At 45.0% G+C, this 26,794-nt stretch carries 25 protein-coding genes and 1 tRNA gene; 1 reads left to right on the forward strand and 25 read right to left on the reverse strand.

What is annotated here, in order from left to right; genetic code table 11:
- Positions 1 to 99: 99 nt before the first annotated feature.
- The 22 genes from MHI55_RS31045 to rpsF all read right to left on the reverse strand — a co-directional run bounded on the left by MHI55_RS31045 (position 100) and on the right by rpsF (position 24,731).
- A complete protein-coding gene (locus tag MHI55_RS31045) occupies positions 100 to 1,632 on the reverse strand; it encodes a peptidoglycan DD-metalloendopeptidase family protein (RefSeq protein WP_340388230.1) in 1,533 nt (510 codons plus the stop codon).
- A gap of 485 nt (positions 1,633 to 2,117) precedes the next feature.
- The gene (locus MHI55_RS31050) at positions 2,118 to 2,927 is read right to left on the reverse strand and encodes a class I SAM-dependent methyltransferase (RefSeq protein WP_340388232.1); all 810 of its coding nucleotides are present in this window, start codon (positions 2,925 to 2,927) and stop codon (positions 2,118 to 2,120) included.
- A 282-nt stretch (positions 2,928 to 3,209) separates the two neighbouring features.
- Positions 3,210 to 3,977, reverse strand: coding sequence for a hypothetical protein (locus MHI55_RS31055; RefSeq protein WP_340388234.1), 768 nt, complete (start codon positions 3,975 to 3,977; stop codon positions 3,210 to 3,212).
- A gap of 222 nt (positions 3,978 to 4,199) precedes the next feature.
- Positions 4,200 to 5,486, reverse strand: coding sequence for an adenylosuccinate synthase (locus MHI55_RS31060; RefSeq protein WP_340388236.1), 1,287 nt, complete (start codon positions 5,484 to 5,486; stop codon positions 4,200 to 4,202).
- A gap of 445 nt (positions 5,487 to 5,931) precedes the next feature.
- Entirely contained in the window at positions 5,932 to 7,293 is a 1,362-nt protein-coding gene (gene dnaB / locus MHI55_RS31065) for a replicative DNA helicase (RefSeq protein WP_036611922.1), read from the reverse strand.
- A 1-nt stretch (position 7,294) separates the two neighbouring features.
- The gene (gene rplI, locus MHI55_RS31070; protein WP_036611925.1) at positions 7,295 to 7,738 is read right to left on the reverse strand and encodes a 50S ribosomal protein L9; all 444 of its coding nucleotides are present in this window, start codon (positions 7,736 to 7,738) and stop codon (positions 7,295 to 7,297) included.
- On the reverse strand, positions 7,735 to 9,726 hold the full coding sequence (locus tag MHI55_RS31075) for a DHH family phosphoesterase (protein WP_076216655.1): 1,992 nt from the start codon (positions 9,724 to 9,726) through the stop codon (positions 7,735 to 7,737). Before MHI55_RS31075 ends, rplI begins: the two co-directional genes overlap by 4 nt.
- Before the next feature lie 11 nt (positions 9,727 to 9,737).
- On the reverse strand, positions 9,738 to 10,649 hold the full coding sequence (locus MHI55_RS31080; RefSeq protein ID WP_036612044.1) for a DUF2232 domain-containing protein: 912 nt from the start codon (positions 10,647 to 10,649) through the stop codon (positions 9,738 to 9,740).
- A 5-nt stretch (positions 10,650 to 10,654) separates the two neighbouring features.
- Positions 10,655 to 10,957: a MazG-like family protein gene (locus tag MHI55_RS31085; RefSeq protein WP_017691445.1), complete on the reverse strand. Its 303-nt coding sequence runs from the start codon at positions 10,955 to 10,957 to the stop codon at positions 10,655 to 10,657.
- 265 nt (positions 10,958 to 11,222) lie between these two features.
- Positions 11,223 to 11,648, reverse strand: a complete 426-nt coding sequence (locus MHI55_RS31090; protein ID WP_017691444.1) for a CBS domain-containing protein — start codon at positions 11,646 to 11,648, stop codon at positions 11,223 to 11,225.
- Positions 11,649 to 11,832: 184 nt separating this feature from the next.
- Positions 11,833 to 12,867, reverse strand: a complete 1,035-nt coding sequence (locus MHI55_RS31095; RefSeq protein WP_036671869.1) for an LCP family protein — start codon at positions 12,865 to 12,867, stop codon at positions 11,833 to 11,835.
- Positions 12,868 to 13,344: 477 nt separating this feature from the next.
- The gene (locus MHI55_RS31100; RefSeq protein ID WP_340388238.1) at positions 13,345 to 14,931 is read right to left on the reverse strand and encodes an MFS transporter; all 1,587 of its coding nucleotides are present in this window, start codon (positions 14,929 to 14,931) and stop codon (positions 13,345 to 13,347) included.
- 251 nt (positions 14,932 to 15,182) lie between these two features.
- Positions 15,183 to 16,088, reverse strand: a complete 906-nt coding sequence (locus MHI55_RS31105) for a D-alanyl-D-alanine carboxypeptidase family protein (protein WP_340388240.1) — start codon at positions 16,086 to 16,088, stop codon at positions 15,183 to 15,185.
- Between the two features lie 253 nt (positions 16,089 to 16,341).
- Positions 16,342 to 18,168, reverse strand: a complete 1,827-nt coding sequence (locus MHI55_RS31110) for an oligopeptide ABC transporter substrate-binding protein (protein ID WP_340388242.1) — start codon at positions 18,166 to 18,168, stop codon at positions 16,342 to 16,344.
- A 19-nt stretch (positions 18,169 to 18,187) separates the two neighbouring features.
- Complete coding sequence (locus tag MHI55_RS31115) at positions 18,188 to 19,093, reverse strand: ABC transporter permease (protein ID WP_340388244.1); 906 nt, start codon at positions 19,091 to 19,093, stop codon at positions 18,188 to 18,190.
- Positions 19,094 to 19,120: 27 nt separating this feature from the next.
- On the reverse strand, positions 19,121 to 20,083 hold the full coding sequence (opp4B, locus tag MHI55_RS31120; protein WP_074092893.1) for an oligopeptide ABC transporter permease: 963 nt from the start codon (positions 20,081 to 20,083) through the stop codon (positions 19,121 to 19,123).
- Positions 20,084 to 20,090: 7 nt separating this feature from the next.
- Positions 20,091 to 21,023, reverse strand: coding sequence for an ATP-binding cassette domain-containing protein (locus tag MHI55_RS31125; RefSeq protein ID WP_047841027.1), 933 nt, complete (start codon positions 21,021 to 21,023; stop codon positions 20,091 to 20,093).
- Between the two features lie 14 nt (positions 21,024 to 21,037).
- Positions 21,038 to 22,027 (reverse strand): ABC transporter ATP-binding protein, encoded by a 990-nt coding sequence (locus MHI55_RS31130; RefSeq protein ID WP_036612047.1) that lies wholly within the window; start codon positions 22,025 to 22,027, stop codon positions 21,038 to 21,040.
- Between the two features lie 725 nt (positions 22,028 to 22,752).
- Positions 22,753 to 23,346, reverse strand: a complete 594-nt coding sequence (locus MHI55_RS31135; RefSeq protein WP_047841028.1) for a M15 family metallopeptidase — start codon at positions 23,344 to 23,346, stop codon at positions 22,753 to 22,755.
- Between the two features lie 228 nt (positions 23,347 to 23,574).
- A complete protein-coding gene (gene rpsR / locus MHI55_RS31140; RefSeq protein ID WP_017691433.1) occupies positions 23,575 to 23,847 on the reverse strand; it encodes a 30S ribosomal protein S18 in 273 nt (90 codons plus the stop codon).
- Between the two features lie 56 nt (positions 23,848 to 23,903).
- Positions 23,904 to 24,389, reverse strand: coding sequence for a single-stranded DNA-binding protein (ssb, locus tag MHI55_RS31145; protein WP_017691432.1), 486 nt, complete (start codon positions 24,387 to 24,389; stop codon positions 23,904 to 23,906).
- Between the two features lie 48 nt (positions 24,390 to 24,437).
- A complete protein-coding gene (gene rpsF, locus MHI55_RS31150; RefSeq protein ID WP_036611944.1) occupies positions 24,438 to 24,731 on the reverse strand; it encodes a 30S ribosomal protein S6 in 294 nt (97 codons plus the stop codon).
- Between the two features lie 202 nt (positions 24,732 to 24,933).
- On the opposite strand from rpsF, the gene MHI55_RS31155 reads away from it, so the two are divergent.
- Positions 24,934 to 25,128: a YjzC family protein gene (locus MHI55_RS31155; RefSeq protein ID WP_036671877.1), complete on the forward strand. Its 195-nt coding sequence runs from the start codon at positions 24,934 to 24,936 to the stop codon at positions 25,126 to 25,128.
- Between the two features lie 437 nt (positions 25,129 to 25,565).
- On the opposite strand, the gene MHI55_RS31160 is transcribed toward MHI55_RS31155, so the two are convergent.
- The 3 genes from MHI55_RS31160 to MHI55_RS31170 form a co-directional block, all read right to left on the reverse strand.
- Positions 25,566 to 25,656: transfer RNA gene (locus MHI55_RS31160), tRNA-Ser, on the reverse strand.
- Positions 25,657 to 25,759: 103 nt separating this feature from the next.
- Complete coding sequence (locus MHI55_RS31165; RefSeq protein WP_036611950.1) at positions 25,760 to 25,969, reverse strand: DUF951 domain-containing protein; 210 nt, start codon at positions 25,967 to 25,969, stop codon at positions 25,760 to 25,762.
- Complete coding sequence (locus tag MHI55_RS31170; protein WP_223200026.1) at positions 25,959 to 26,789, reverse strand: mechanosensitive ion channel family protein; 831 nt, start codon at positions 26,787 to 26,789, stop codon at positions 25,959 to 25,961. Before MHI55_RS31170 ends, MHI55_RS31165 begins: the two co-directional genes overlap by 11 nt.
- Between the last annotated feature and the right edge of the window lie 5 nt (positions 26,790 to 26,794).

Genomic DNA, 26,794 nt, shown 5'->3' on the forward strand with positions numbered 1-26,794 from the left:
CCGATCAGGGGCTTGGAAGGTCTTTCATCTGAAAATTTTTTACAGCAGCAAAAAACAAGGCCAGCATTATAGCCAACCTTGCTCTACTTAAGCTCTATATTAGTTCAGATACGTTAACGGATTTTCTACCGTTCCATTCTTAATAATCTCAAAATGCAGATGTGTTCCAGTCGAACGACCCGTGTTGCCCATAACGCCGATACTCTCGCCTTTTTCAACCACTTGTCCAACCTTAACGCCAATGCTGTTCAAATGTCCATACAGTGTTTCGTATCCGTTACGGTGGTTAATAATGATGACATTACCATAACCGCTCTTCTGACCTGCAAAAGTAATTACACCCTCATCAGACGCTTTCACATCGCGGTTACCTACCAGATCGACACCTTTGTGCTGGCGACCCCAACGTTGTCCAAAGCTGCTACTCATCGTTGCATTTGATACCGGCCAAGCAAATTCACCTGTGCCCTCACCAACAACTTTTGTTCCGCTAAGGACTACTTCAGTTACAGCTGCTTTAATCACTTCCTGACCAAGCCACTCTTCCTGAACCACTTCACCATTTTCTTTGGTTATACGGTACTGCATGCTTTTCAAGCCGCTTTGTCCTGGGCGCACGACTTTTGTAGTACCTGCTTTCAACTCGTCACTTTTGCGCACTTCCACTTGCGGTTTGATCTCAATCTGTTCAACAACCTGCTCAACCGACTTAACGGTTACTGCTGGTTTAGGCACGGTCAGGGTCAGTTCGTCTCCAATTTGAAGCGACGTTTCCTTGATGCCCGGATTATGCTTACGAATCTCGCTTTGTGTAATTTCATACTTGGCAGCGATCGAAGAGATCGTATCTCCTTCACGAACCACATAAGTTACAGGCGCGTCTTTACCAACGGTTAAAGCTTTAACCGCCTCGGACACATCCCATATTTTATTTGGATCAGCCTTCACCACATCTGTCGCTACATCTTCCTTGATGCCTACCGACTTCAGGGTTGTGCTTGGTCCCTCGTCTTTCTTCGAGGAGTTAGCCGATACCGACTTCGTCTTAAGCGAACTTCGCACAGCCGATGCCGATATGTATTTGCTCTGCACTTGTTCCAGGATTGCATCCGCTGTTGCCTGATCCTTCACAATGCCGATGACTTCACCATCTACCTTGAGCTCCACACCTTTGGCGTAGGCTGTCAGCATGTCACCCAGTTTGTCTAGCGTCTCGTCACTGTTCACTTCAGGTTTGTACGCTCTTACCGTTTCGGTTGTGATGCCAACCGTGTTCAGCACCATCTCTGCATCCGGATATTTATGTTGATATTCCTCAGTTTTGTCTGTAAATAGTTGTTGTAATTGTGCCTCATCTGCAATGGTACCAATCTCGCTACCTTTAACCATTACTTTATAGTACGGTACGGTGTTTGCAGTAACATATTGTTTGCCTGCGAACCCGAGCGATGCTGCGATGAATACACCACATGCTGCTGTAATGATCCATTTGCGCGAGGCCAGAACGCGCTTCTTATTCACACTGAAGGTGGACATGCTCATGTTGTTTTTGTCTTCGGCCGTCCGGTGTTCCCCGGATTGTTCGTGTACCCGGTCTTTGCCCGGTTGGCGTATGCCTCTGAAACCTTTCATGATTCTCTCCTTTTCAGCACTTCTCAGTTCGCATTTCTGTCAAGACATCACCCATCGTGTCTGTCCCATGCTCGTTGATACTTGTATTGGTTGTCCGCAAAATCGGACTTTAGCTGCGCTCTCAAAAGTGTCAAAATTTTAACCTTTTATCACACCCGTATACTTTAACACAGGTTTTACACTCATTTCAACTCTACACGTCACACGGCAAAGCCACGCCCCGCTTGGTTTCCCTGAATTATCCATAAGATAGTATGGCTGTTCCATCACCCATTATGCCTCAACATCCGCTGTACTATGTACTTTTGTTCGCAAATTAAGACTAGGTTCTAAGACCCAGTGAAATATGCTTTATTTTTCATAAAAATACATATAAAATCCCTCACCAGATCAACTCTGGTAAGGGATTACGTAAACAACCTGATTGTGGTTTATCTTAAACTGGATTTCATCTCATGCCACAATAGAAATTAACTTTTATGTCTCTATTCTTTGACTGCAAGAATTACAAATCGCTTCTGCTGTACTTCCCAGAATCCATTGTGCTCCATCTCCATATGAATATCCATTAACGGCTCACGGAAATGTTCCACTTTGAAATCAGGTACTTGCCACGGTATGGTCTTTAGATAATATACCAGTGCCCCTATATCATAGAAACGCTGCGCGGGAGTTGCTTCCCGTTGCTCCAGAATACGGAATCCACACTGTTCCAGCTGAAGAACAGCACGATCCAGCTCCCATCCAGCGTAATCCGCTGGCATAGGAATGCCGAGCCGATCATTGATCTCCCTGCAATCTGACCAACCTACCTGTTGAGTTAGAAACATTCCCCCTACCGATAGAATCCGCCTAACTTCCCGCTCATCATACGACTCATGCCGATTAAGAATCAGATCGAATTCCCCATCTGTGAAAGGAAGTTGCGAATCATCAGTCACTGGAAGCACCTTCACACCGAGCGGCTGTAAACGTTCCTCTGCAATCGGTATATTGGGGAGATAGCCCTCGGTCGCACATGTGTATGGAGGAAGGGGACGGAGTCTGGACAGCATCTCTCCTCCACCAGTCCCCATGTCGAGCATTCGTTCTGTTTGATTCAATAATCGGCGCGCCATTGATCCATATGACCAAGGCAACATTCCGCTCTGGAGTCGCCCACTCCCTGTTACATAGCTAAAATCCCAGCCACTAAACGGCTGGTCCGCCTCTTGCAGCCCTTGCTCGTATCGCTCTTTCGCCGCCTCTGCAAACTTTTTTACTGATGGTTCTGAATTAGAATGATATAAGTTCATGGTCAATACAACCTCCAATTCGTGTATTCATAAACACAAGTCCATCGGTTCTCTTGAAAGCCCCTATGAACGGAGGTCCACGAATTGGACTGGAGGTTTCTGCAATGTTGCCTGAACGTTTTTATATGTTGTGTTCTTTACCTTTAAATTTCATAGACGGTTCCTCCTATAGGAATTTCCAGTATTTTTTAAATAAATTATATTCAATCACCATCGACAAGTCCATTACATTATGAATCAGGCGATACCCGTCTATGAGCACGCCTGCTTTATCTTCCAATCTTATTCTGTTTGCAGTACTTCCATCAGGTTGTCGTACTCTTCACTGGTCAGGTACTTCGAGATCACCTGTTCAATCTCACGTAATTCCTGTTCCGTTAGGCCACCTTCCATGGCACCTGAGATCTGCTGCATTTCCTTCTGTGGAAGCTTATTCATGAGCAGGCTGAAGATTTTTTCTTTCTCCTCTGCTGGCAGCTTGTCCTTCGCTCCTGTAATGTCATCCGGTGATACAACAATGGCATCATTGCCTGAAGAAGCACCGCCGCTGGCCGCTCCGGTTCCATTGCCTGAAGCCGAACCACTACCCTGATCTGTTCCTGAGTCATTACCCGTGCCCGTATCCGTCCCATTGCCTGCACTTGTGCCTGAGTTTGATCCTACGGTCGTATCTGTACCTGAACCTTCCCCTGTGCCCTCGCCTGAGCCACTTCCTTGGGACGCATTGTTGCCCGCATCTATGCCAGATTGACCGTTCTCTGTCCCATTCCCCATAACTGAAACAGCATCTTCCGGAACCTGCTCTTCGTCCGCTCCTGTCGGCTGATCTGTCGTCCCATTTCCTGATTTATTCCCCTCGCTGGTTTTACCGCCCAAGGCACCTTGGAACATAGCGGTTAACCCCATGGGTTGACCCTCCCACTGAATATTGAAACTCGCGAGTAGCGACTTCGCATATGACTGTACAATTAATCCGGTCGTGAGCAGTGTCAGTGAACTGACCAGCAACACGGTTAGCACGATTTTAACAAACCACACAAGCAACTTCATTCCGTTCTCTCCCTCCGATTATCCCACCCGTCTAGCATGCGCATGCTGGGGTCTGTGACTCTACTGTTAACCAGTATTGACGGAAATCTCGGGATTATATCCGAAAAACATACAAAAAACCTCCAGTCATCGCTATAAAAGCAACAACTGGAGGCTTAACATGCCTAAGTCGGCAGAGGATCCTATTTTATAATTCAAGAAACAATCTCTCTATTTCTTCGATTACTCGTAGATTGGAAGAACTTGATTCGTTTGCTCACGGTTACGACCAACGGAGAAGATGGCAATTGGAATGCCTGTCAGTTCGGAAACACGTTTTACATAATTCTGTGTGTTCACTGGCAGGTCTTCAAGTTTCTTCGCTCCAGTGATATCTTCGCTCCAACCTGGCATCTCTTCGTATACCGCTTCACATTCTGCCAGCATTTTGAGGCTTGCCGGATAGTGTGTGATGACCTCGCCGCGGAATTTGTATCCTGTGCAGATTTTTACGGTTTCCAGACCTGACATTACGTCCAGAGAGTTCAGGGACAGACCTGTAATTCCACTGACACGACGCGCGTGGCGAACAACAACACTATCGAACCAACCTACACGACGTGGACGTCCAGTTACCGTACCGTACTCATGCCCAGTCTCACGGATTTGGTCACCGATTGCATCATGCAATTCCGTAGGGAATGGGCCATCTCCTACACGGGTTGTGTAAGCTTTCGCTACCCCAATGACTTGCTGAATACGAGCCGGGCCTACGCCAGAACCGATACATACGCCACCTGCGGACGGATTGGATGATGTAACAAATGGATAAGTTCCTTGATCAAGGTCCAACATAACGCCTTGTGCGCCTTCAAACAATACTTTTTTGTCCTCATCAATATATTCGTTCAGAACAACCGATGTATCACGTACGTAAGGACGCAGAATTTCGGCATATCCGAGGTAATCTTGCAGAATCTCTTCCACATCAACAGGCTGGCCGCCGTAGACTTGCTCGATGACGCGGTTTTTTTCTTTGACCAGATGACGCAGTTTCAGTTCGAAATCTTCAGCATCCAGCAGGTCAACCATCCGAATACCAATACGAGCTGATTTGTCCATGTAAGATGGGCCAATTCCTTTGCCAGTTGTACCGATTTTGTTCGGGCCTTTGCTCTCTTCTTCGAGTGCATCCAGTACCATGTGATATGGCAGGATGATATGTGCGCGCTCACTGATGGACAGGTTCTTCGTTGTAAAATCATTGTCATGAATATAGTTAATTTCTTCGATGAGTGCCTTCGGGTTGATAACCATTCCGTTACCAATAACACACGCTTTATCCGTGTAGAAAATCCCTGATGGAATCATCGTCAGTTTATATTTTTTGTTATCAATCAGAATTGTATGACCCGCATTGTTACCACCTTGATAACGAGCCACCACATCAGCGCTCTCCGCCAGATAATCCGTGATTTTACCTTTTCCTTCGTCTCCCCATTGCGTTCCCACTACAACTACCGTTGACATAGTTAACATTCCTCCGTGGGTGCCTTGCGCACCTTTGTATTGGTCTGTCCGTCCTCTATCCCGGCAGGCGTGTTACGCAATAAACCGACTGAGAAGCGTGCTAACGGACAGTAAAAATGTCCTTCCGTTACATTCAAGGGAAGGTTTGCGCTGCTTTAACGCAGCAGTATTAGTGTACCAGTACCCTTTTTCAAAGTCAAATCAAATGGCGAACAATTAGATATAGTACAACCGTAATGTTCGGGATTTACCCATTATTTCAACACAAAAAACCGGAGACTTCAGTCCAAGCTTGCTTGACTGCTATCACCGGTTCAAGGATACCCATTTCAATATGAATCTATATCTGGTATTTATAACACATGTTTGAGTTCAGTTGCTCTAATGGTTGATCTTCGGGACAGACGATTCTGGCTTCTTGATCGAAGCCTTCAGCACCTGCCCATTACATCGCGAAGGCATCATTGTGTGCCCTCTCGTAATTGACGAATTTATTAAAGTTTTTCAGGAAGACCAGTTCAACCGTACCTACCGGACCATTACGCTGTTTGGCGATAATGATCTCAATAATATTTTTCTTCTCGGTCTCCTGGTTATAGTAGTCATCCCGGTACAGGAACGCTACGATGTCGGCATCTTGCTCGATTGAACCCGATTCCCGCAAGTCACTCATCATCGGACGTTTGTCCTGACGTTGCTCTACACCCCGGCTCAGCTGGGACAAGGCAATAACCGGAACTTCCAGTTCCCGGCCAATCTGTTTCAGTGTACGTGAGATCTCGGATACCTCTTGTTGACGGTTCTCCCCTGCTTTACCACGTCCACTAATCAGTTGAAGATAGTCAATCAGGATCATGCCAAGGCCTTTCTCTTTCTTCAGACGACGGCATTTGGCACGAATATCCGCTACGGTAATCCCTGGCGTATCATCTATGAAGATGTTGGCTTCTGACAAAGCTGCAATACCCATCGTCAGCTTCTGCCAGTCTTCATCACCCTTGAAATCACCCATACGCATCACGCTGGCATCCAGGTTGGCTTCCGCACAGATCATACGTTGCACCAGCTGGGCGGCTGACATCTCCAGACTGAAGATGGCTACCGTCTCCTGGGCCCGAATGGCTACGTTCTGAGCGATATTCAGGGCGAAGGCCGTCTTACCTACGGAAGGACGGGCCGCTACAATGATCAAGTCACTGCGCTGGAATCCGGCAGTCATCTTGTCCAGATCGATAAACCCGGACGGAATACCTGTCGTTGTACCCTTATTCTGATGAAGTGTTTCCACACGATCGAATACTTCCATCAATACGTCCTGAATGGCTATAAAACCACTACTGGAGCGACGGTTGGAGATCTCCAGAATGCGACGTTCAGCTTCTCCGAGCATCGCTGCAACATCTTCGCCGCCTGTATATCCTTCGCTCACGATCTGTGTTGCCGTACGAATCAGGCGACGCAGCATCGATTTCTCTTCGATAATCTGAGCGTAATAGTCTACGTTCGCGGCTGTAGGTACACCATGGGCTAGCTTAGCCAGATAACTAACGCCCCCGATGTCCTCCAACTCACCTTTATCCTTCAGAAGCGAAGTCAGTGTAACAAGGTCAATCGGTTGATTTCCCTCACCAAGCTGGATCATCGCTTCAAAGATTAATTGATGGGGTTTATCATAGAAATCCTCGGTTTGCACCCGTTCCATCGCTGTAATCAGGGCCTCGCCCTGCAACAGGATTGCACCCAGCACGGCCTGTTCGGCTTCCAGGTTCTGCGGGGGAATCCGGTCGAATAACATTTCTCCGCCCATCTTACTCTTCCGTTACCTGTACCTTCAAGGTTGCCTTCACTTCAGGGTGAACCTTGACAGTTACTTGTGTTACGCCGAGTGTACGAATAGGCTCGTCCAGCTCAATTTTGCGTTTGTCTACTTTCAGACCCTTTTTAGACAAAGCTTCTGCGATCTGTTTGCTCGTAATGGCGCCGAACAGACGACCACCTTCGCCGGACTTGGCTTTCAGTTCAGTCACTTCTGCTTCCAGCTTTTTCGCAAGTGCTTCCGCTTCTGCTTTCTCTTCCTGTTTGAGTCTTTCTTCAGCCGCCTTCTGGTTGTCCAGTGTCTTCATGTTGCCGTCTGTTGCCAGACGTGCGATTCCCCGTGGCAATAGGAAGTTCTGTGCGTAACCCTCAGATACTTCTTTCACTTGCCCTTTCTTGCCTTGACCCTTCATATCTTTTATAAAAATGACTTTCATTCGAACAGCCCCTCTTCCTTTTCGATTTCAGCCAGTACGTTCGTCAGCCGTTTTTCTGCCTCTCCAAGCGTTCCTTCAAGCTGCACGGCAGCATTTGTCAAATGTCCGCCACCGCCCAGTCGTTCCATGACAACCTGAACATTCATGCGCCCCAGCGATCTCGCGCTGATGCCAATCAGTCCATCCGGACGCTCACTAATTACAAATGAAGCGACCACGTCAGTCATGTTCAGCAATGTGTCCGCCACCTGGGCGATCATCATCTGTGAAATCTTGCTGCCAGGGTCTGTGACCGCCAGCGCAATGTTTCCATATACCATTTTAGCATGCTTTATGATTTCTGCCTTAGCAATATATTCTGACAGATCCTCTTTCATCAACCGCTGGATCATAATGGTGTCCGCACCGCTACGGCGCAAGAAGCCTGCCGCTTCGAACGTTCTGGACCCCGTGTGCAGTGCAAAATGCTTCGTATCCACCGTAATCCCGGCAAGTAGAGCCGTAGCTTCTAGCGGAGTGAATTGTACCTTATCATGAATGTATTGCAAGAGTTCGGTTACCAATTCGGCAGCAGAGGACGCATAAGGCTCCAGATAGATCAACACTGCGTCATTGATGAACTCTTCGCCCCGGCGATGGTGATCCACAACGACGACACGGGTAGCAGACTGTACCAGTTTCGGCTCCATGGTCATGGAAGCCTTATGAGTATCCACCACCACCAACAACGTGTGCTCGGTCATCATCTGGGTTGCCTGTTCCGGTGATACAAATGCTTTGGACAACTTCTCGTCCTTGTTCACTTGCTCCATCATGCGTTCAATCGATGGATTAATTCCATCCAGAACAATCCGTGCTTCCACATTGTACAGACTGGCCGCTTTCCACACTCCGATGGATGCGCCGATCGCGTCCATATCCGGAATTTTGTGCCCCATGATGAGCACCCGATCGCTCTCCTGCATCAGATCACGTAGCGCGTGCGCAATAACGCGGGCTCTTACCCGTGTCCGTTTCTCCACTGCATTAGACTTACCGCCATAGAAAGACAGGCGTTGTCCGGACTTCACGGCAGCCTGATCACCACCACGTCCAAGTGCCATGTCCAGACTGGACTGTGCCAGTTCTCCCATCTCGCTGATGCTATCCGATCCAAACGCCAGTCCAACACTGAGTGTCATTGGCACTTTGAGGTCAGCAGTCATCTCCCGAACTTCATCCAAAATGACAAATCGGCTCTGCTCCAGTTCCTGCAAAGACTTATGATTCAGCATCAACAGATAACGATCAGAAGACAGACGGCGCAGGTACACTTCGTACCGCTTGGCCCAAGACGTAATTTCGCTGGTCACACGGGCAATCAGCGCTGTACGCTGTTGATCGTCCATGCCTTGGGCAGCTTCGTCCAGATTATCCAGAACGAGAATTCCCAATGCAAGGCGTTCATTTTCATATTTATCACGAAGAATGGCTAGCTCCGTAATCTCGTATACATATACATACCGCTCCTGCGGGTTATGAATAACTCCATAATGCCGATCATCCAACTGGAATTCGTCATGCAACTCCTTGGATGAATGTTCCTTCGTCCCATCCTTCTTCTCTTTAGGCTGAGGAAGTTTGGGAAACATATTAAGTAGCGGATTACCCACCATTGTCTTCTCCTGGAACATCTCCGCGACAAAGCGGTTATGCCACTCTACCGTACGATCTTCGCTGTACAGCACAATTCCGAATGGAAGCATGCTGACCGCTTCCCCCTCCATCCGTTTGATCCGAATAGATAGGCCATTAATGTAGTCGTTAAGCTCACGGCGGAACGCGAGCTCCGCCTTAATCATGACGATTCCCAGCGCCGAAGCCAGTATCAGACTAATCAAACCAAGCGTCCAGTTATAAATGGTAACGAACATAACGAGCAACAGCAGCAGTATGAACGCCCATACGGTATAGTAGCCGTGCCAGCGTTTCTTCAGAAATTTAGGCATGACTCATCACCCTATCGTTTTGATTTCGATATTGCCTCACGAAGCGGGAACGCCAGATCGATAATTCCGATAATCCGAAGCGGACCAATGAAGAAGACCGCAGCCGCCAGGAAATATGGTATAACCGGATTCCATTTCTTTGTATGTGAGAGAAAGAAGAAGAAACCGATCGCTTGAATCATGAAGCCCAGATTAATTAACGGGGACAGATTCATGGCAATCATAGTCCAGTATGTTCCATCACTTTGTCTGGAGATCACTTCGATCAACAGAGCAAGGAAATAATACCAGATCAATGCACGCGGCATACGCCACTCTCTCGCTGGTGGAAGCTTCGATACCACCACACCCATCACGTTCAGAATCGGACGAGCAATGGCGTGTGTAATAAAGGCCATTACCATCGATGTGACAACGAGAGCAAACGGAATCATAAGCTGTGTTTGTTTGGCAACATCCTCGGTCATCTCAGGTGTCCATGCAAACCCGTTGATCATCTGATTCGATGTATTGGTTAACGGTTCAATGGTCAATTTGACCACATCTTCAATATAACTGGACAGGTCGAATTGGAAAATGACACTGCCGACCAAGAGCAACAACAAGTATTCTGCCAACATCATGCCACTTCCCGCCATCAGGGCGAACAGGGCCGATTTGCGTGTTTTATACGCGTGACCCATAACGATTGCAGGCAGGGTGAAGATGAGCAGTAGTAACAGATAGATGGGGTGGAATACGACCAAAATAACGGCTACTGGAACGAGATGCCATATAAATGATTTTAAAGATAATGAAGCATACAAAATAACTCCCGGAATCATCATAAAAAATATGGCAAGTACCGATAAAGGAGTTAACAGCGAAAGTAGCAAGAGCAGATAGACTGCGCTCCAAACAGCTGATTTAAAGCTAAATTTCAACAAATTCACCTCTTACGCATATGATCTTCTAGCGCGGAAATATCCTGGTACCAGTCTTCAAGCTGGTGACCTTCCTGTTTATGCTTTTTCAACTTCTCAACTAGCAGTGCATCCAGATCCTTGAAAGGAATACCGAGCCTGCGGCCCAATATGTAACTACTCATAATCAAACTGGCAAGACTGTCCCCGATTCGAGTTGTACTGCCTTCCCATAACGCCTTGAATAATCGGGATACCTGATCAAGCACTTCGGTTTTCAGCCATTCAATCACTTTAGCGCGTTTGGCTACATCCAGTTCTTTAGGCATATTGGCGAAAGTCACTCTCCCCCGAAAAAGCTTTATTCTCGATTATAGCATAAAAAGAGGGCCCGCAAAATTACCCCAAAAAACGGAGAAGTTCTCCGAAACTGATGTCAGGTACTTATGCGGAGTCCTCCGTACATCCTATCGACCTATATATTTGTAAAAAACTTCGAATGCGGCCCTGATTCAGGACTTCTTAAGTTTAACATGATACCGGACGGCTGTGATTATCCATCATGACACAATAATGTTTAAATTCGTAACAGCCTTACTTAGCCTTGATCGATTCTTTGGCTACAATGCCCTCGCAGTACTCAATTATCTGACTCCGTCTGACAATACCAATGAACCGATCCATATCATCGACCACAGGAACAAAGTTCTGAACTTTAGCCAGATTAATCAGGTCCTCCATGTTGGCGTTAATGGATACAGGTTTAATATCCAAGCGAAGGGGAACATCCTTGAGCAAGAACTTTGAAGCGTTTTCAAATGAAATCTTTCCCTCGGCATTCTTCATATACCACAGTAAGTCGCCTTCGGTAACCGTACCAATATATTTGCCCTCTTTATTCAAAATGGGTACCGCCGTAAAACGATGATATTCCATCCGTTCCAACGTTTGCCGCAGCGTAGAATCCGACGTCACGCACGTAACCTCTTGTTTGGGTAGCAAAAAAAATGCGATGTTCATACCCTTGTGTATCCTCCTTGTGAATTTCTTCGTTCAACTTATCTCGCTCAACTTATATTATACGGATCAGAACGCAGGATGTTCCAAAAGGATAATAGTTCTCAATACAAAGAAAAAAAACAGCAGCCCGCGAATAAACGTACTGCTGATTGTGGTCTACAACACATCATTGGTATGGAATTGGTTATTCAATCTTTTGCCGGTCAGGGATCATGACTTCACCGGCTGGGGTCGATTGATCCATCCAGTTGTTAATCAGCTCTTTGGCATATTGGACATCTTTCTCGTCAGCCTGACCATAATAGATACCGTCTTTTTTCATCCCCTCACCCAGAATGGTGAAGCTTGAAATCTGCGGTTTCTCCTGAGTAAGCACTTGTTTGGCCAGATCAATAATGAAAGATGCTCGCATATCCGTCTGGAAGCTGTCTCCCATGATCTGAATCAATTCCGGAATTTTGGCGATTTGATTCAAATTCAGCATCTCATTCGCCATCGCGTTCAGGAAAATCTGCTGCCGCTTGGTACGATTAAAATCGCTATCCTCACGGTATCTTACATAATACAGTGCTTCCTGCCCGTCATAGATCGGCTTACCACCTTCAATCGTGAATTGCACGTGATCCGGATTCTTGTTCACAATGTCCTCATCGATTGGCAGTTTTACACCACCAAGCGCATCAACCACTTTTTTGATTCCGTCGAAGTTGATTGTTGCATAATAACCCACATCAGCATCAAGGAATTTCTCCACCGTATTGATGGACATATTCTCCCCACCAAAAGCGTAGGCATGCGCCAGCTTATCATAATCATCTTCGCCGTCCTTGTTGGCATCCCGTCCTACAATCTGCACATACGTATCACGTGGAATGGATACCAACAGCACACGGGATTCCTTCGGACGTACTACAGCATAGATGACGGTATCGGAACGTCCACGCGTTTTCTCATAGGCGCGTTTATCCGAACCGAGCAGTAACACGGAGAATGGTTCCTTACGGTATACCGTTGGATCAGGCGTGTTGTTGCCTTCTTGCGGTACATAAGAGCGGGATAACTGATCTTCTACTGAACCGGCGAGAAACAGATCAAATGCCGCTACAGCCAGCTGCTGACGGAACAAATAACCTCCGATTAACAAAACAACAAGTGAAACGAGCGTTATATATAGGCCTTTTCTTCTTTTTTTCTTCTTATCCTTAGTTCTGCTTTTCATCCATCGATTCCTTCTTCACTATCGAAATGATACTGCCTACTATATAAGTTTCATCTAATATTTACACTAATAACGGAGAGGTCAGAAAAAACCTGAAGAAGCGTAGCTAAAAGCTTTCTGAAAGAAAGCTGCATCGAAAGCACACGCTTCGCCTTTATCAACGGATTTTTACCTTTTGAATAAGGTAATTTTAAAAAAATCTGGGGATAACAGCGATCGGAAGGTTATTCTGAACTCGCAGTGATGAAGTGTAACGATTCGTTCAACTTATATAATACCAATTAAACGTCTGGGATGTCTTGTGACTCGGTGTTCTCTGAAGTTTTCTCTCTCTGGAATCAAGACACCGCTTACGCTCGTTCTATTGTAATCATTGCGAGAGCAAGAAAAGTTACAATCCGGTTAAATTGAAAAGAACAGCGGCTCCTTTTTAGCTACAAAAGGTACACTGTTCTCTTCATTTCTAACGTTATTGAATCAGTTTGTGGATATACTTTCCACATGTTGGCTCTTCTCTTTTTGACGCAGACGTCCCGTTATAAGCGCAGCTACCAGCGTAAGCACACTGAATACCACCGCAGACCAGAAAAGGCCATTATAACCCTGCCCTGTCGTTTGATGCACTGCCTGGAGCAACACATCACGGATGCCTTCATCAGGAATCTGGGACAGGCCCTCTGTCAGACTGGAGACATCACTCCCTGCTGCTCCACCCGATGCATATTGCTCCAGCATCTCCGGAGGCACCTGAATTCCTTTGTCAGCGAATCCTGCCTGAATGTTGGACCCCAGATTAATGAACGAACGTGCCAGGAATCCAGCGAAAATCGTAGGTGCAATAGCCATCGCCATCTGGCGGAATAACGAACTGGTCGCTACCGCGATGCCCTTGTTGTTCTCCCCCGCCTGTTCCGTGACAAGTACGTTAACTGGCGCACCAAGCATCATACCGAAACCGATACCTACGAATGTACTCGCGATGACAAATTGCCAGATATGCTCCACCCATAGCGGGAACAGCAGGAATCCAATGGCAGATAGCAGCCCCGCAACCGATAACGTCCAGATCGGCCCTTTGCGGTCAACGAGGTATCCACCTCCACCTGCCCCGATGCCGGATGCCAGCGCGAGTGGAGTAAACCAGTACCCGGAAGCCGTATTGGATACGCCGAGATATTGCTCAACAAATCCGGGAATAAAGATCACCGAGGCCAGAATGGCTCCCGAGAAAAAGGCAATTAGCAGCGTCCAGCGAAAGGACGCAATGCCCAGAAGCTGTGTCGATACAACAGGTTCACGTTCAGATCCTTCCAGCCTTTTTTCCATGAAATAAAAGAGCACCAGAAGGATTACACCTGCCATGAAAAAGCCGTAGAACATCGGTGATCCCAGGCTTTGAAGCATGTTCACACCGTCCAGATTGCTGAAGCTATACATTAAACTGAGTACACCCAACGTTAGGACAGCAATACCGCTCCAGTCCACTGCTGCACGATTCAGTTCCTGCTCTTCCTGAATAAATCGAATACCTGCTATGAATAGCAGAATGGCGATAGGCACGTTAATCAGGAATAACCAATGCCAGTTGCCAGTCAGATCCAGTATAAAAGCACCGACATTGGGTCCCAAGATAGCGGCAACACCATTCATCCCTCCCAGCAGACCCAAGGCTGTACCTTGTCGCTCCGCCGGGAACTTGCTTAATACGTATGAGCTGGCAATGATAAAAATCCCACCACCGCCCAAAGCTTGAATGACACGAGCAATCAGGAAAAAGGTAAACGATGTGCTCAACGCGACAAGCAGGGACCCGATCCCAAACAACGCCACTTCAATCAAAAATAGTTTCTTGCGACCATAACGGTCCGACAGTTTGCCCGCAATAGGTACACTCACCGCAAGCCCAAGCGTGTAAAGCGTAATCGTCCATGCTCCCCATGTTGGCGACACACCAAATGATGCATTTAAGGTGGTCAGTGAAGAGGTGATGATCCCGTTATCCAGCGCAGCCATAAATACCCCTATGGCGAACAGGATTAGCGGCCATTTCATTTGTTTTTTCATCACAAGTTACCTCCCGATCAGATCGTAAATTCAGTATCGTACAGTTGGTTTGGTACATATATATTAAACCGAGTTGAATAATAATGACTCACTGGTCATTTTAAAACAAAAGAAAACCATATGTCAATTTAATAATATGGTTATATGGATCAATTTACCTCAGATTCGATAAAATAGAGCTACCACATGTTCAGTCGAACCTGCGGACAGCCCTCATATCTTATCTAACGTACTAACGCTTGCGTAATGCTTCAATAATCTGGTCTGACTCGGTTTCCCGAAAACCCATAGTTGAATAACTTCCGAGTCTCCACAAAACGCCCTTCACGAGTATCTGTTCCAAATACAACTGATATCAGTCTTTTGCCATCACGTTCAGCTGTCCCCACAAAATGATATCCGGAATCTTCATCATACCCGGTCTTTAATCCGTCATTCCCATCATAAGCATACGGCCCACCAATAGAGGACAACATCCAGTTCGTATTACTCATGTACATCCCTTTTTGGTGCATTGATACTTGCATTTGACTAGAGATTCTTAAAATCTCGGGATGGTTATTCAGCAGATATCGCGCAAGCTTGCATGCATCTATAGCCGTCATTAAGGTCTGCCCTTGTATATCCATCGGACGGTTAGGACCAAGCAGCTTTTCACTGAGGCCCGTTGAATTCGTGAATTGTGTATCCTCAGACAGCCCAATCTGAGTTGCTTTCTGATTCATCTGTTGCACAAACTTCTGCTCTGTACCACTGATATGTTCAGCCAGAGCAACCGCTGCATCATTGGCTGAATAGACAGCTACGATCTCGAACAACTCCTGAACGGTGAATTGCTCTCCCTGTTTCAGGGTCAGTTGACTGCCCCCCACGGAGCTGGCATACAGACTCACATTAACAAGATCATTCCAGCTTATATCACCATTGATCACGGCCTCCATTACTAACAGTTCTGTCATCAACTTACTGACGCCTGCCGGAGCAATCTCTTCGGAGCCGTTAAAATCCATTAAGATCTGTTCAGAGTTCATATCCATTAATACCGCAGATTCAGCTTTAATTCCCGGTTTGCCTACCAGCATGTCCGGTTTCACACCCAAATATATAATAAGCAAGAGAGCTAGCAGCATACCTGCCCGTTTCCACCATTTTTTCATAAGATGATCACCTCTTACCTATATAGACGAAGTAAAGAGGCATTTTGTCTGCACTTTTTTGAAAAAAAGTTAAATTTTTTTTATTTTTTGGTTACAAAAAAAACATGAACCCCATACACCCATGCCAGAGTGTACAGAATCCATGTCTTAAAGACACTTTTTATTCATTTTCCCAGGAGAATTCTTCATTAATAATCTAGCAACCGGCTTCTTAAAGGACCCCAATCCTTACAGCTGCTAATTTAAGAATGTTTTACTGAGCTACAACTGCTTTGTCTGCATTAACTTGCAGGTCGCTCAGGTAAACGCCTGTTCCATCACCAATCGCATAGTTCATTACACGTTTGTTAACTGGTGCTACAACTGCACGATACAGTGTAGGGAATACAGGAACTTCATCTACCATGTATTGTTGCCATTGATTGTAGATCTCTTTACGCTTGTCTACATCAAATGCTTCAGCAGAGATACCTTGTGCCAGCAATTTGTCATTCTCTTCGCTGGAGAATCTGGAGAAGTTGTAGAGTGCATCGCGGCCATACAGACCAGATGGATCTACGTCAATACCAACGCCCCATGCTGCTTGATACACATCAATGTTTGGATCATCTTTACCTGTGTTACCTACACGGTCATAGAAGCTGTTGAACTCAACCATTTCCAGGTTTACTTTCAAACCAATAGCAGCCCATGATTGAACATAATAACGAGCCAAAGGTTCAGCTGTGTCGCCACCAGTCATGGATACAAAGTTGATTTCGAGTGGTGTTCCATCCGGGTTCGTACGGAATTCACCATCCAGTTTGTAACCAGCTTCGTCGAGCAATGCTTTCGCTGCTTCTGGATCATATGCTACACCCGGATTGTTGGAATCATGGAATTCTGGGTGAGACGGTGGAATCAGGGTTGTTGCATTCCAACGCAGACCATTATAGAAACGTTTACCAACTTGATCGTTATCTACAGCCATCCACATGGCTTTACGCAAATTTTTGTCGCCCATTTTTGCTTCGGCATTGCTTACAACTTTTCCGTTCTCTTCATCCCACGTACCCAGTTTGAAACCGATGTACGTATAAGCACGATCGATTGCGCCCAGGAATTCTACGTTGGACAGGTTAGCATTGTCTTTGTATTGATCTGTCGGGAATGCATCCACAAGATCTACCCCGCCAGATTTCAGTTCTTGAACAACCGTTGTCGGGTTGATAACTTTCAGAGTTACACCATCCAGTTTTGGAGCTCCACGCCAGTAGTCATCGTTTTTAACAAAAGTTACAGACTCACCTGGAGTGATAACATCCACTTTAAATGGACCAAAACCAATTGGTTTTTCACGTACTTCTTTGGAAGAAGACATTTTGGCTACATCCATATCGCCGAAGATATGTTTAGCCAGTGGATACGTCCATACGCCACCTGTCAGCAGGGACGGAGTAGATTCTTTATACGTAATGCTGATTTGTTTGTCGCTCAGCACTTTAATACCAGAGATTGTTTTTGCTTTTCCAGCATGATACTCGTCCATACCTACTATACTAGTGAAGTTGGAGTCATAACGTGGACCATCATACGCTTTGTTACCAATCACTTCATAAGCAAACTGCAGATCTTCAGCCGTTACCGGTTTGCCATCATGCCAGTTCACATTATCACGAATGGTCAGTGTGAACGTTTTGCCATCTTCGGAAGTCTCATATGTTGCAGCACCATCATTGGTGTACACATAGTCTTTATCCCAAGTCAGCAAACCTTCATCAAACCATTGAAGAACCTGTGCATCCGGGTTACCGGAATAGAAGTTAAAGTTCAGTGTACCTTCAAAAGCAGTATCCGATACAAGTCCGAATGTAACTGATCCACCCTCGATCGCAGTACCCTCATTCGTTTTGACATTGTTGAAGTCATCAATGGAGTAAACGCCCTCTTCATTAGCAGGTTTTTCCTCCGTTTTTCCCTCTTCTGTGTTGGAAGCTGGAGCTGGAGTAGCTGCTTCTTTCTCAGAGCAAGCTGCGAGCACCAATACAAAGACCAACATCATCGTGAAAAATAGTCCCCGTGAAAATAATCCCTTTTTCATGAACCTTTCCTCCCTTTTTTTAACCTCTTCTTTGTCTTGCATCAGTCGCACGCTTTAGGGCTTGACCGACATTATTTATACTCAACATCAATACCAGAATCAGTACCGATGCGGGTAGCCATATCCACCATCTGGACTCCAGGGTTTGCGGATTACGTGCATAACTTACGAGTGTTCCAAGACTAGGTGTACTTTCGGGAAAACCAAATCCCAGGAAAGATAACCCTGATTCGAGGCCAATGTTGGCAGCGAGATTCAATGTCATCGTTACGATGATAATGGAACTCAGATTCGGAAGAACCTGTGAGAAAATGATCTTGAGATGGGATGATCCCAACGTTTTTGAAGCTTTTACATATTCAAGTTCTCTCTCCTGCAGTGCCTTAGACCGAATTAATCTAGCAATTCCCATCCATAGGAAGGCAGTCATGATTAGCGAGAACGAAACAATATTATATTTGGGTACTGCTGTAACAAACGCGATAACAATCATCATGAACGGGAGAATCATGAAGAAATCCACGATACGCATGAATATATTGTCAATCAGTCCTCCGAAATAACCAGAAAGTATACCGATTACGATCCCCAAGAAACCTGTCATTACCGTAACTAGAATGGCAATGGATAACGAGTTCCGAGTTCCGATGATTAGTTGTCCAAATACATCACGACCTCCGTAATCTGTTCCTAACCAGTATTGTGCAGAAGGCGGCTCATATAAAGCGAATAGATCCACTTTAACAATTTCATCTTGATCCAGGATCAGAGCAGTTCCATAGACTATTAATAAAACCAGTCCCAAAAATATGAGCGAGATTAGTGCCACCTTATCCCGGACAAGCTCTCTCCATAAGATACTCAAGCTGGAGGGGCTCTTATCAACCTTTTGTGAAGTTACAACGACATCATTGGCCTTGCTCATCTTATTCACCCCGAAATCTTCAAGTTCTTACTTGATCCGTATACGCGGATCTACTAATCCCAGAATAATGTCAGATAACAGCGAACCCAGGATTGTAGCTATACCAAATAGCAGGACAAGTGCGGTTACAACACTGAAATCACGAAGAGAGATTGAGTTAAGGAACAGCTGCCCCATGCCTGGGTAACTGAATATACTCTCAATGAAAATAGTACCTCCGATAAGTCCTGTAATCTCATAACCGAAGAATGCGGCAATCGGCAGTAGAGAGTTCCTTAAAATATGCCTGTTGTAAACTCGTGACTCCGAAGCGCCCTTGGCTCGCGCAGTAAGAACGAATTCTTTATGCTTGATATCGATAATTTCGCTACGCAAGTATTGAACGGTTGATACCGTAGTAATCAGTGCCATGGATAATGCCGGTAATAACAGATGATAGAATTTGCTTGTAATGTAACTGAATGTTCCTGGTGTAAGTCCAGGTGCCACGCTGCCCCCCGTTGGGAATAACCCAAAGTGGAAACCAAAAATCCATAACATAACCAGTGCAAAAATGAACAACGGTGCTGCGAACCCCAGATAGGTGTAACCCGTAATTAACCGGTCAGACCATGTATCATTATAACGACCACTGATAATACCAAGTGGGATCGCGATTAAATATGTGAAGACAAGTGTTGCAAAAGCCAGCCAAAATGTATTTGCAATTCTTTGACCAATCAGATCAGAAACTGGCATCTTGAATCGGAAAGATTGTCCGAAGTCGCCCTGCGCGGCATTTCTAATCCAGTCCCAATACTGTACATACCATGGATTGTTAAGTCCAAGTCGTTCCCTCTGTTCATCCAAAGCTTTAGGATCAATACTTGGATCGAGCAATCCGGTTAGTGCATCTCCTGGCATGGCTTTGGCCATCAAAAATACCAAAAGACTTAGTAAAAAGATTTGAGGGATCATAATCATGATTCTTCGTACTATTATTTTCCACATATGGCCTTCAACCTTTCTGAGGTAGAGCTACTCGGTGAGTATCGGAAATGGATTTGAGCGAGTATGCAAGCCCTTCCTCATCAAAGAAATTTCGGTATGAATGTTCATACTCGGATTTGACCTGTTGACGGAAGGCTACCATTTCCTCTCGTTTGGTTGGGTCCATATCCGGAATGGCTGCAATGAGACGTTTGGTATAGATGTGTTGCGGATTCTCAAAAATATCATTTGTTGTGCCCTGTTCCACATATCGACCTTTATACATAATTCCAATCTGATCACACATATGACGGATGATGCCCAGATCGTGACTGATGAACAGATAGGTCAGATTTAATTCTTTTTGAATTTCCTGCATGAAGTTGAGTACCTGAGCCTGTACCGATACATCGAGTGCAGATACAGGTTCATCCGCGATAATTAACTTCGGCTTCAGTGCAATAGCCCGTGCAATGCCGATCCGTTGACGCTGCCCCCCTGAGAATTCATGCGGATATTTGTAGATTGATTCCGGACTCAGGCCAACCTTTTCAAGTAATTCTCTTACTTGTCTTTTTTCCTCGGTAGCTGTCAGACGCTCATAGTTACGAAACGGCTCAGCGATAATATCGATAACCCGCTTCTTTGGATTCAGTGATGAATATGGGTCTTGAAAAATCATTTGAACATCCCGCTGGAGCTGCCTGTTCTTACGTCGCTCCGTAGCCAGATTTTTGCCGTTAAACAGGATCTTTCCGTCAGTGACATGGTTTAGCCCAATAATGGCTCTGCCTGTTGTTGTTTTTCCTGAACCTGATTCGCCAACCAGACCATAAGTCTGTCCTTCTTCAATGGAGAAGCTAACATCATCAACAGCCTTTACACTGCCAATTTCCCGTTTAAGCAATCCACCGCGAATCGGAAAGTGTATCTTGAGCCCTTCTACTTCGAGTAATGCCATTATGTTATTCCTCCTCAGCTTTGGTCAGGGAAATGAAAGTGCTGGTAACAGGTACACCGTACAAAGTGACCTGGTGCAATTTCATGCATCTGTGGGTTCTCTTCATGAGCCGATTCACTAATCCATGGAATTCGGGCTTTGAATCTGCACCCTTTGCGAGGAAGATTTTTGAGTGATGGTACGATGCCTTGGATGACATGTAATTTGGATCTTTCTTCAGACAGGGTGGGAATAGAGTTCAACAATGAGCGGGTATATGGATGCTTCGCATCGTTCATCAATGTGAAGATATCTGCGATTTCAACAATTTCGCCTGCATACATAACTGCTACGCGATCAGCCATCTCAGCTACGACACCCAGATCATGTGTAATCAGAATAATGCCTGCGTTAATTTCACTCTTCAGATCACGGATTAGCTCCAGAATCTGTAGTTGAATCGTAACGTCAAGCGCCGTCGTTGGTTCATCGGCTATGAGTAGTTCCGGTTTGTTGGCAATCGCAATGGCAATAACAATTCTCTGTCTCATACCACCAGATAGTTCGTGGGGATACTGCTTGTATATTTGTTCGGGACGTGGAATCCCTACCTGATTCAATAAGTGAATGACCTTTTCTCTCTTCTCTCTGGAAGACAGCTTGGACTGATGAAGTGTGAGAATCTCTTCAATCTGTTCACCAATAATCATTAGAGGATTTAGTGCGGACAATGGGTCCTGAAAAATCATGCCCATTTCTTTGCCGCGTAGCTTGTTTAATTTGCTTGGGGAGATGTTGGCAATATCTTGTCCTTTATAAAGAATCTGGCCTTCTATTTTTGCTTTGTTATGCAAACCCATAAGAGAGAATGCAAAAGCACTTTTACCTGACCCGGATTCACCTACAATCGCCAACACTTCATTTTTCTTCACCGTAAGGTTAACGTGATCCACTGCTGCATAATAGTCATCTTCAATTCTGAATGATGTTGTTAGATTTCTGACTTCCAATAGCTCTGTATTCAAATCAATCACCCTAACCCCATAATTTCCGTAGATTGTATTCGTGTGTAGAAATGCATCCACTGTATATTTCCAAGTTCTTGAAGATAACGAACAATAGCTTATACAAAATACCAAATTGTTAGGAGAAACAAGTTTAAGAGACTTATATTTAGACCATTGGTCAATTAATGTTGATAATTCCTAGCGGAATTATATATCAAAATAATTAATGTAATCATACGTGTAATTTTAGCTAACGTCAATGCTTATTTTGAGATTTTTGGTATAAATGTTTTTTATACTACAGATTTGGATATTAGTAATACTATAAAGGCTTATAGCAGGGAATTTGAGAGGCGTTATCTTGTTTTTGGCTGTGAGGTATACATAGGCAATTGGTCAAAATAACATATACATAACATAATAGTTACATCTAGTGTATGTGTATGCTTTAAATTAAGTAGACAATCTTAATTTTGCGTGAGGTAAATGTTACATATATGAGTGATGATTATATCTCGATCTATAGCCAAATTTTATTGAACCGGAGCCGTTATGCTTACAATTGAAATAATATGTGCGATCAGAGTAAAAAATCTAGTTAATCTAGTATAGTTTTATTTATTTGCTAATGTAAAGACCAAATTGTCATCTTTTATCATTTATTTTACAAAAGAAAGAAAAAAGCCCTGCAAAATGCAGAGCTTATCTAATAATTATTCATTTAAGTGTATATATAACACCTTTTACTGAGAGTCAGGAGGTCTTTTACCACGTTTTAACTCATTAATACTCAAACCAAAATCCATCTGCAAGTGAGGATAGTCCGGAAAGTTTGCCCAATCTCCACCCCAAGTGAAACCTAACTCTTTGGCGAGGTCCACAACTTCCATCCAGTCTGCCTTGCCATTGCCGTTATCATCCCGTTCCATATCCCACACCACATCACCCTCAGGCGTCCTCAATGCAAAATCAATTGCTAATCCGTAGTTATGATATGACTCACCACCACGCGCATTAGTAACGATATTGCCTGCGCTTGAGCGTCCTTGGTTGAATAGTGCATCTTGCTCCTCAGAACTTCGGTAACCGTGGGTGATAACAATCTCTATTCCACGTCTCGCTGCCTTACGTACCAATAATTTCTCATTCTCTGCAACCACAGGATGTAGGCCGGTGATTGGCAGAGCTTCTTGGATTGTTGTCCCGGGCCACATATTATCTATATCACCTTTTTGCTGTAACCACACATATATAATGGAAAGTAAAAGAGTAGCTATAATCCAGGTTTTTAGACTTCTCTTTTTTCTCTGTTTGCCTTTACGTTTTGATGTATTCATATCCACTCCTAGTGTTTATTCTGAAATAAACAGCTATTCCTGCTGCCTGTACCTTTTCAGTAGATTAGACTCTATTATAATTCATTTGAGCCTTGAATGCTTCTATCACCACAGTATTGAATTCTTCCATTTGTTAGAGTGGATCTGTTATTTCTATTACTTCTATTGATATATACAAAAAAGCAGCCGGCTATAAGCCGACTGCTTCGTATGCAAGCTGAGTAAAAACTACTCAGTTGTGTATGGCAATAATGCGATTTGACGGGAGCGTTTGATTGCAATCGTCAGCATGCGTTGATATTTAGCGCTAGTACCTGTTACACGGCGTGGCAAAATTTTTCCACGTTCGCTGATAAATTTACGAAGCAAGTCCGTATCTTTATAATCGATGTGAGTAATTTTGTTAGCTGTGAAGAAGCACACTTTACGACGTTTATTACGGCCGCCACGACGTGCCGGTCTTTTATCGTTGTCTCCGCCTTCTCTTTGCTTGAAGCCCATGCTTTTCAGTCCTTTCCTATCATGTAACCCATATCTCCTAGGAGTATCAGTTCATGTTAAAATGGCAAATCATCATCCGATATATCAATCGGTTTTCCGTCATCGGAAAAAGGATCCTGATTGTTGCTACGCGAATTATTGTTATTGTTCGCGCGTCCGCCGCCTCCATAAGAAGGCTCTTCACGCATTGGTTGCCCACCGCCGCCACCGCTATTATCACGGTTAGCTGACTCCAAGAAACGGACATTATCGGCAATGACTTCGGTCACGTATACACGTTTTCCTTCGTTATTCTCGTAGTTCCGTACTTGAATGCGTCCTTCGACTGCAGCCAGGCGTCCTTTGCGCAAGTAGTTCGCACAGGTCTCGGCAAGCTGTCTCCAGGTTACGACCGGAATGAAATCGGCTTCCTTTTCTCCCCCTTGGCTTGTAAACGGTCTGTCCACTGCCAAAGTAAATTGCGTAACTGCTACTCCTGCTGGAGTGTAACGCAACTCAGGATCCCGGGTTAACCGTCCGATCAGAATGACACGGTTCAACAATGTAATCCCCTCCTTCAGAGCGTATTGGTGCGTTAATCACGAGTAGTCTTAAGCAGACTTAACGTCGTTGGTAATGAGATAACGAATTACTTCGTCAGAAATCTTCATGAGACGCTCAAGTTCAGTTACAACTGCTGGTTCAGCAGTGAAATGTACCAGAACATAAAAACCATCACGGAATTTCTTGATCTCATACGCAAGACGGCGTTTACCCATAACGTCGTGAGCTGTAACTTCACCACCGCCGTTGGAGATGATGCCTTGGAATTTATCGACTGTAGCTTGAACAACTTCTTGCTCAATGTCAGGACGAATAATGTACATCACTTCATATTTGCGCATAATTTTCACCTCCTTATGGACTCTGGCCCTCAATCTAGGTTGAGAGCAAGGAACGAGCACAAACTCGAACTATATTAATATAACAAATACCGAGTCAAAGTGCAAGCAAACGTTCCCTGTACATATTGGCACATGATCAGCCCGGCTATGGAGCACACTACAGAAGTAACAAAGTAACATAATTTGCAGAGGAGGTTTTATCATGGGTGAAAAAACCGAGTTTGAACCAGGAGACAAAGCACCAAACGATGGAGAATACACAGAAGTTGGGGAAAAAAGCTTTGTCACGGAAATTCAGAACCCAAAGCGTGTTACGCTGCAAAAAGGTGAAGCTTTCCCCGAAACAAGCAATCATAATCGCAAGTGGAAGAAGCTGACCAAAGCCCGCGTCCATTAATCGCAATACTTTTTTACGATCCATGTATATAAAACGGAATAAAGCACATAATACAATCAGGCGGTGCACGAGAGAGGTGTGGTTCCGTTGGACAACGAAGCCGATCATTCGCTGTTGGAGATTCATCACGTAATTTAAGAAGCAAGTGGTTATGTGTAGTAAGGCCCTTCGTCTGAAGCACGCGTATTGCTACGTGCAGTACACCAAGTGTCTGATTGTTACGACCGATTGTTTCCTAACAAACAAATGCACCGCCGGATAAAGAGCCCTTCGGGGCTCTTTGTTTTTCGTTCGAGTCATTAATGATGCATCTGATATGGATACATTTCAATACATATTCAATAAAACGTTATACCAAAAAAGACTTTCCTAATGGAAAGTCTTCTTATCGATCTTTTTATTAAACTCAATGTGTATTGAGTAAGTTACATTTGAAGTGGCGGAAAGGGTGGGATTCGAACCCACGCACGCTGTGACACGCCTAACTGATTTCGAGTCAGCCCCCTTGGGCCTCTTGGGTACCTTTCCGCAGCAATATTGATTATAGCATGATCATTTACAGAACGCAACACTCCTACGGAGCCTGCATGTAAACGTTATTACGCATACTGCATACCGAATTATTGCAAGATCAGGATTCAGTGGAATCTTCGGCTGAACGCAGTACCTTCTTCATGTTTTTCTCGAATTTCGCTCTTGGAATCAACACGCTGTGTTTACATCCGACACACTTAATCCGAATATCCATACCCATACGAATGATCTCCATCTCATTGCTGCCACAGGGATGCTGCTTCTTCATCTGCACGATATCCCCAAGCTGGAAACTTTTACGCTCCACCTGTGCCATCCCCCTCATCTTTCTCCAAAGCTACTGCCTGTTCCAATACAGCTTGATTGCTCATCTCATGATACTCCAGCGTTTTCTTCACATCGCCCTGAATCTGACGTTCCACCGAAGCACGAGAGTTAGGCATACATTCAGCCACAATTCGCACCACATACTCAGATGTAGACATCGACTGTATACCGAGCACATCCGGCACCTTCACAATATTTAGGTCACGCTCTTCAATCCCAACCAAAGACTTTTTCACCAGATGTACTGACTCATCGAGACTTAAGTCCGCCTTCATCGGAATATCCACTACAGCCAGCGAATTCGACATGGAGTAGTTCGTTACACTTGCAATCGCCCCGTTTGGGATAATGTGCACTTCGCCTTGCCAGCTGACCAGTTTCGTTGTTCTAAGTCCGATCACTTCAACCGTTCCCTTGTAGGTTCCCGTCTGAATAACATCCCCCACAGCGAACTGGTCCTCCAATATAATGAAGAAACCGGTAATAACATCCTTGACCAGACCCTGTGCACCAAAACCAATGGCAAGCCCGAGCACACCGGCACTCGCGAGTAGAGGTCCAACTTGGATATTGATCTCAGATAACAGTAGCAGAATCATAATAAAATTACATGTTATGGAGGTCGCATTTTTCAACAGTTCCCCTACGGTTACGAACCTGCGCGGATTCACGCGAATCTTGCCTTCCTGCTTGCGTTCCATGGAACGATCTATAATCCGATAGACTACCTTAATGACAATACGGGTGATGATAAAAATAATGATGATCCGGATTGAGCTGAACATAATGTTAAGCCACATATCGG

It is taken from the genome of Paenibacillus sp. FSL E2-0151 (genome assembly GCF_037993015.1).
Taxonomy (GTDB): Bacteria; Bacillota; Bacilli; order Paenibacillales; family Paenibacillaceae; genus Paenibacillus; species Paenibacillus amylolyticus.

Coding starts and splice junctions, on each gene's coding strand:
- MHI55_RS31045 (WP_340388230.1), bottom strand. CDS start 1,632: ATGAAAGGTTTCAGAGGCATACGCCAACCGGGCAAAGACCGGGTACAC.
- MHI55_RS31050 (WP_340388232.1), bottom strand. CDS start 2,927: ATGAACTTATATCATTCTAATTCAGAACCATCAGTAAAAAAGTTTGCA.
- MHI55_RS31055 (WP_340388234.1), bottom strand. CDS start 3,977: ATGAAGTTGCTTGTGTGGTTTGTTAAAATCGTGCTAACCGTGTTGCTG.
- MHI55_RS31060 (WP_340388236.1), bottom strand. CDS start 5,486: ATGTCAACGGTAGTTGTAGTGGGAACGCAATGGGGAGACGAAGGAAAA.
- dnaB (WP_036611922.1), bottom strand. CDS start 7,293: ATGGGCGGAGAAATGTTATTCGACCGGATTCCCCCGCAGAACCTGGAA.
- rplI (WP_036611925.1), bottom strand. CDS start 7,738: ATGAAAGTCATTTTTATAAAAGATATGAAGGGTCAAGGCAAGAAAGGG.
- MHI55_RS31075 (WP_076216655.1), bottom strand. CDS start 9,726: ATGCCTAAATTTCTGAAGAAACGCTGGCACGGCTACTATACCGTATGG.
- MHI55_RS31085 (WP_017691445.1), bottom strand. CDS start 10,957: ATGCCTAAAGAACTGGATGTAGCCAAACGCGCTAAAGTGATTGAATGG.
- MHI55_RS31090 (WP_017691444.1), bottom strand. CDS start 11,648: ATGAACATCGCATTTTTTTTGCTACCCAAACAAGAGGTTACGTGCGTG.
- MHI55_RS31095 (WP_036671869.1), bottom strand. CDS start 12,867: ATGAAAAGCAGAACTAAGGATAAGAAGAAAAAAAGAAGAAAAGGCCTA.
- MHI55_RS31100 (WP_340388238.1), bottom strand. CDS start 14,931: ATGAAAAAACAAATGAAATGGCCGCTAATCCTGTTCGCCATAGGGGTA.
- MHI55_RS31105 (WP_340388240.1), bottom strand. CDS start 16,088: ATGAAAAAATGGTGGAAACGGGCAGGTATGCTGCTAGCTCTCTTGCTT.
- MHI55_RS31110 (WP_340388242.1), bottom strand. CDS start 18,168: ATGAAAAAGGGATTATTTTCACGGGGACTATTTTTCACGATGATGTTG.
- MHI55_RS31115 (WP_340388244.1), bottom strand. CDS start 19,093: ATGAGCAAGGCCAATGATGTCGTTGTAACTTCACAAAAGGTTGATAAG.
- opp4B (WP_074092893.1), bottom strand. CDS start 20,083: ATGTGGAAAATAATAGTACGAAGAATCATGATTATGATCCCTCAAATC.
- MHI55_RS31125 (WP_047841027.1), bottom strand. CDS start 21,023: ATGGCATTACTCGAAGTAGAAGGGCTCAAGATACACTTTCCGATTCGC.
- MHI55_RS31135 (WP_047841028.1), bottom strand. CDS start 23,346: ATGAATACATCAAAACGTAAAGGCAAACAGAGAAAAAAGAGAAGTCTA.
- rpsR (WP_017691433.1), bottom strand. CDS start 23,847: ATGGGCTTCAAGCAAAGAGAAGGCGGAGACAACGATAAAAGACCGGCA.
- rpsF (WP_036611944.1), bottom strand. CDS start 24,731: ATGCGCAAATATGAAGTGATGTACATTATTCGTCCTGACATTGAGCAA.
- MHI55_RS31155 (WP_036671877.1), top strand. CDS start 24,934: ATGGGTGAAAAAACCGAGTTTGAACCAGGAGACAAAGCACCAAACGAT.
- MHI55_RS31170 (WP_223200026.1), bottom strand. CDS start 26,789: ATGTGGCTTAACATTATGTTCAGCTCAATCCGGATCATCATTATTTTT.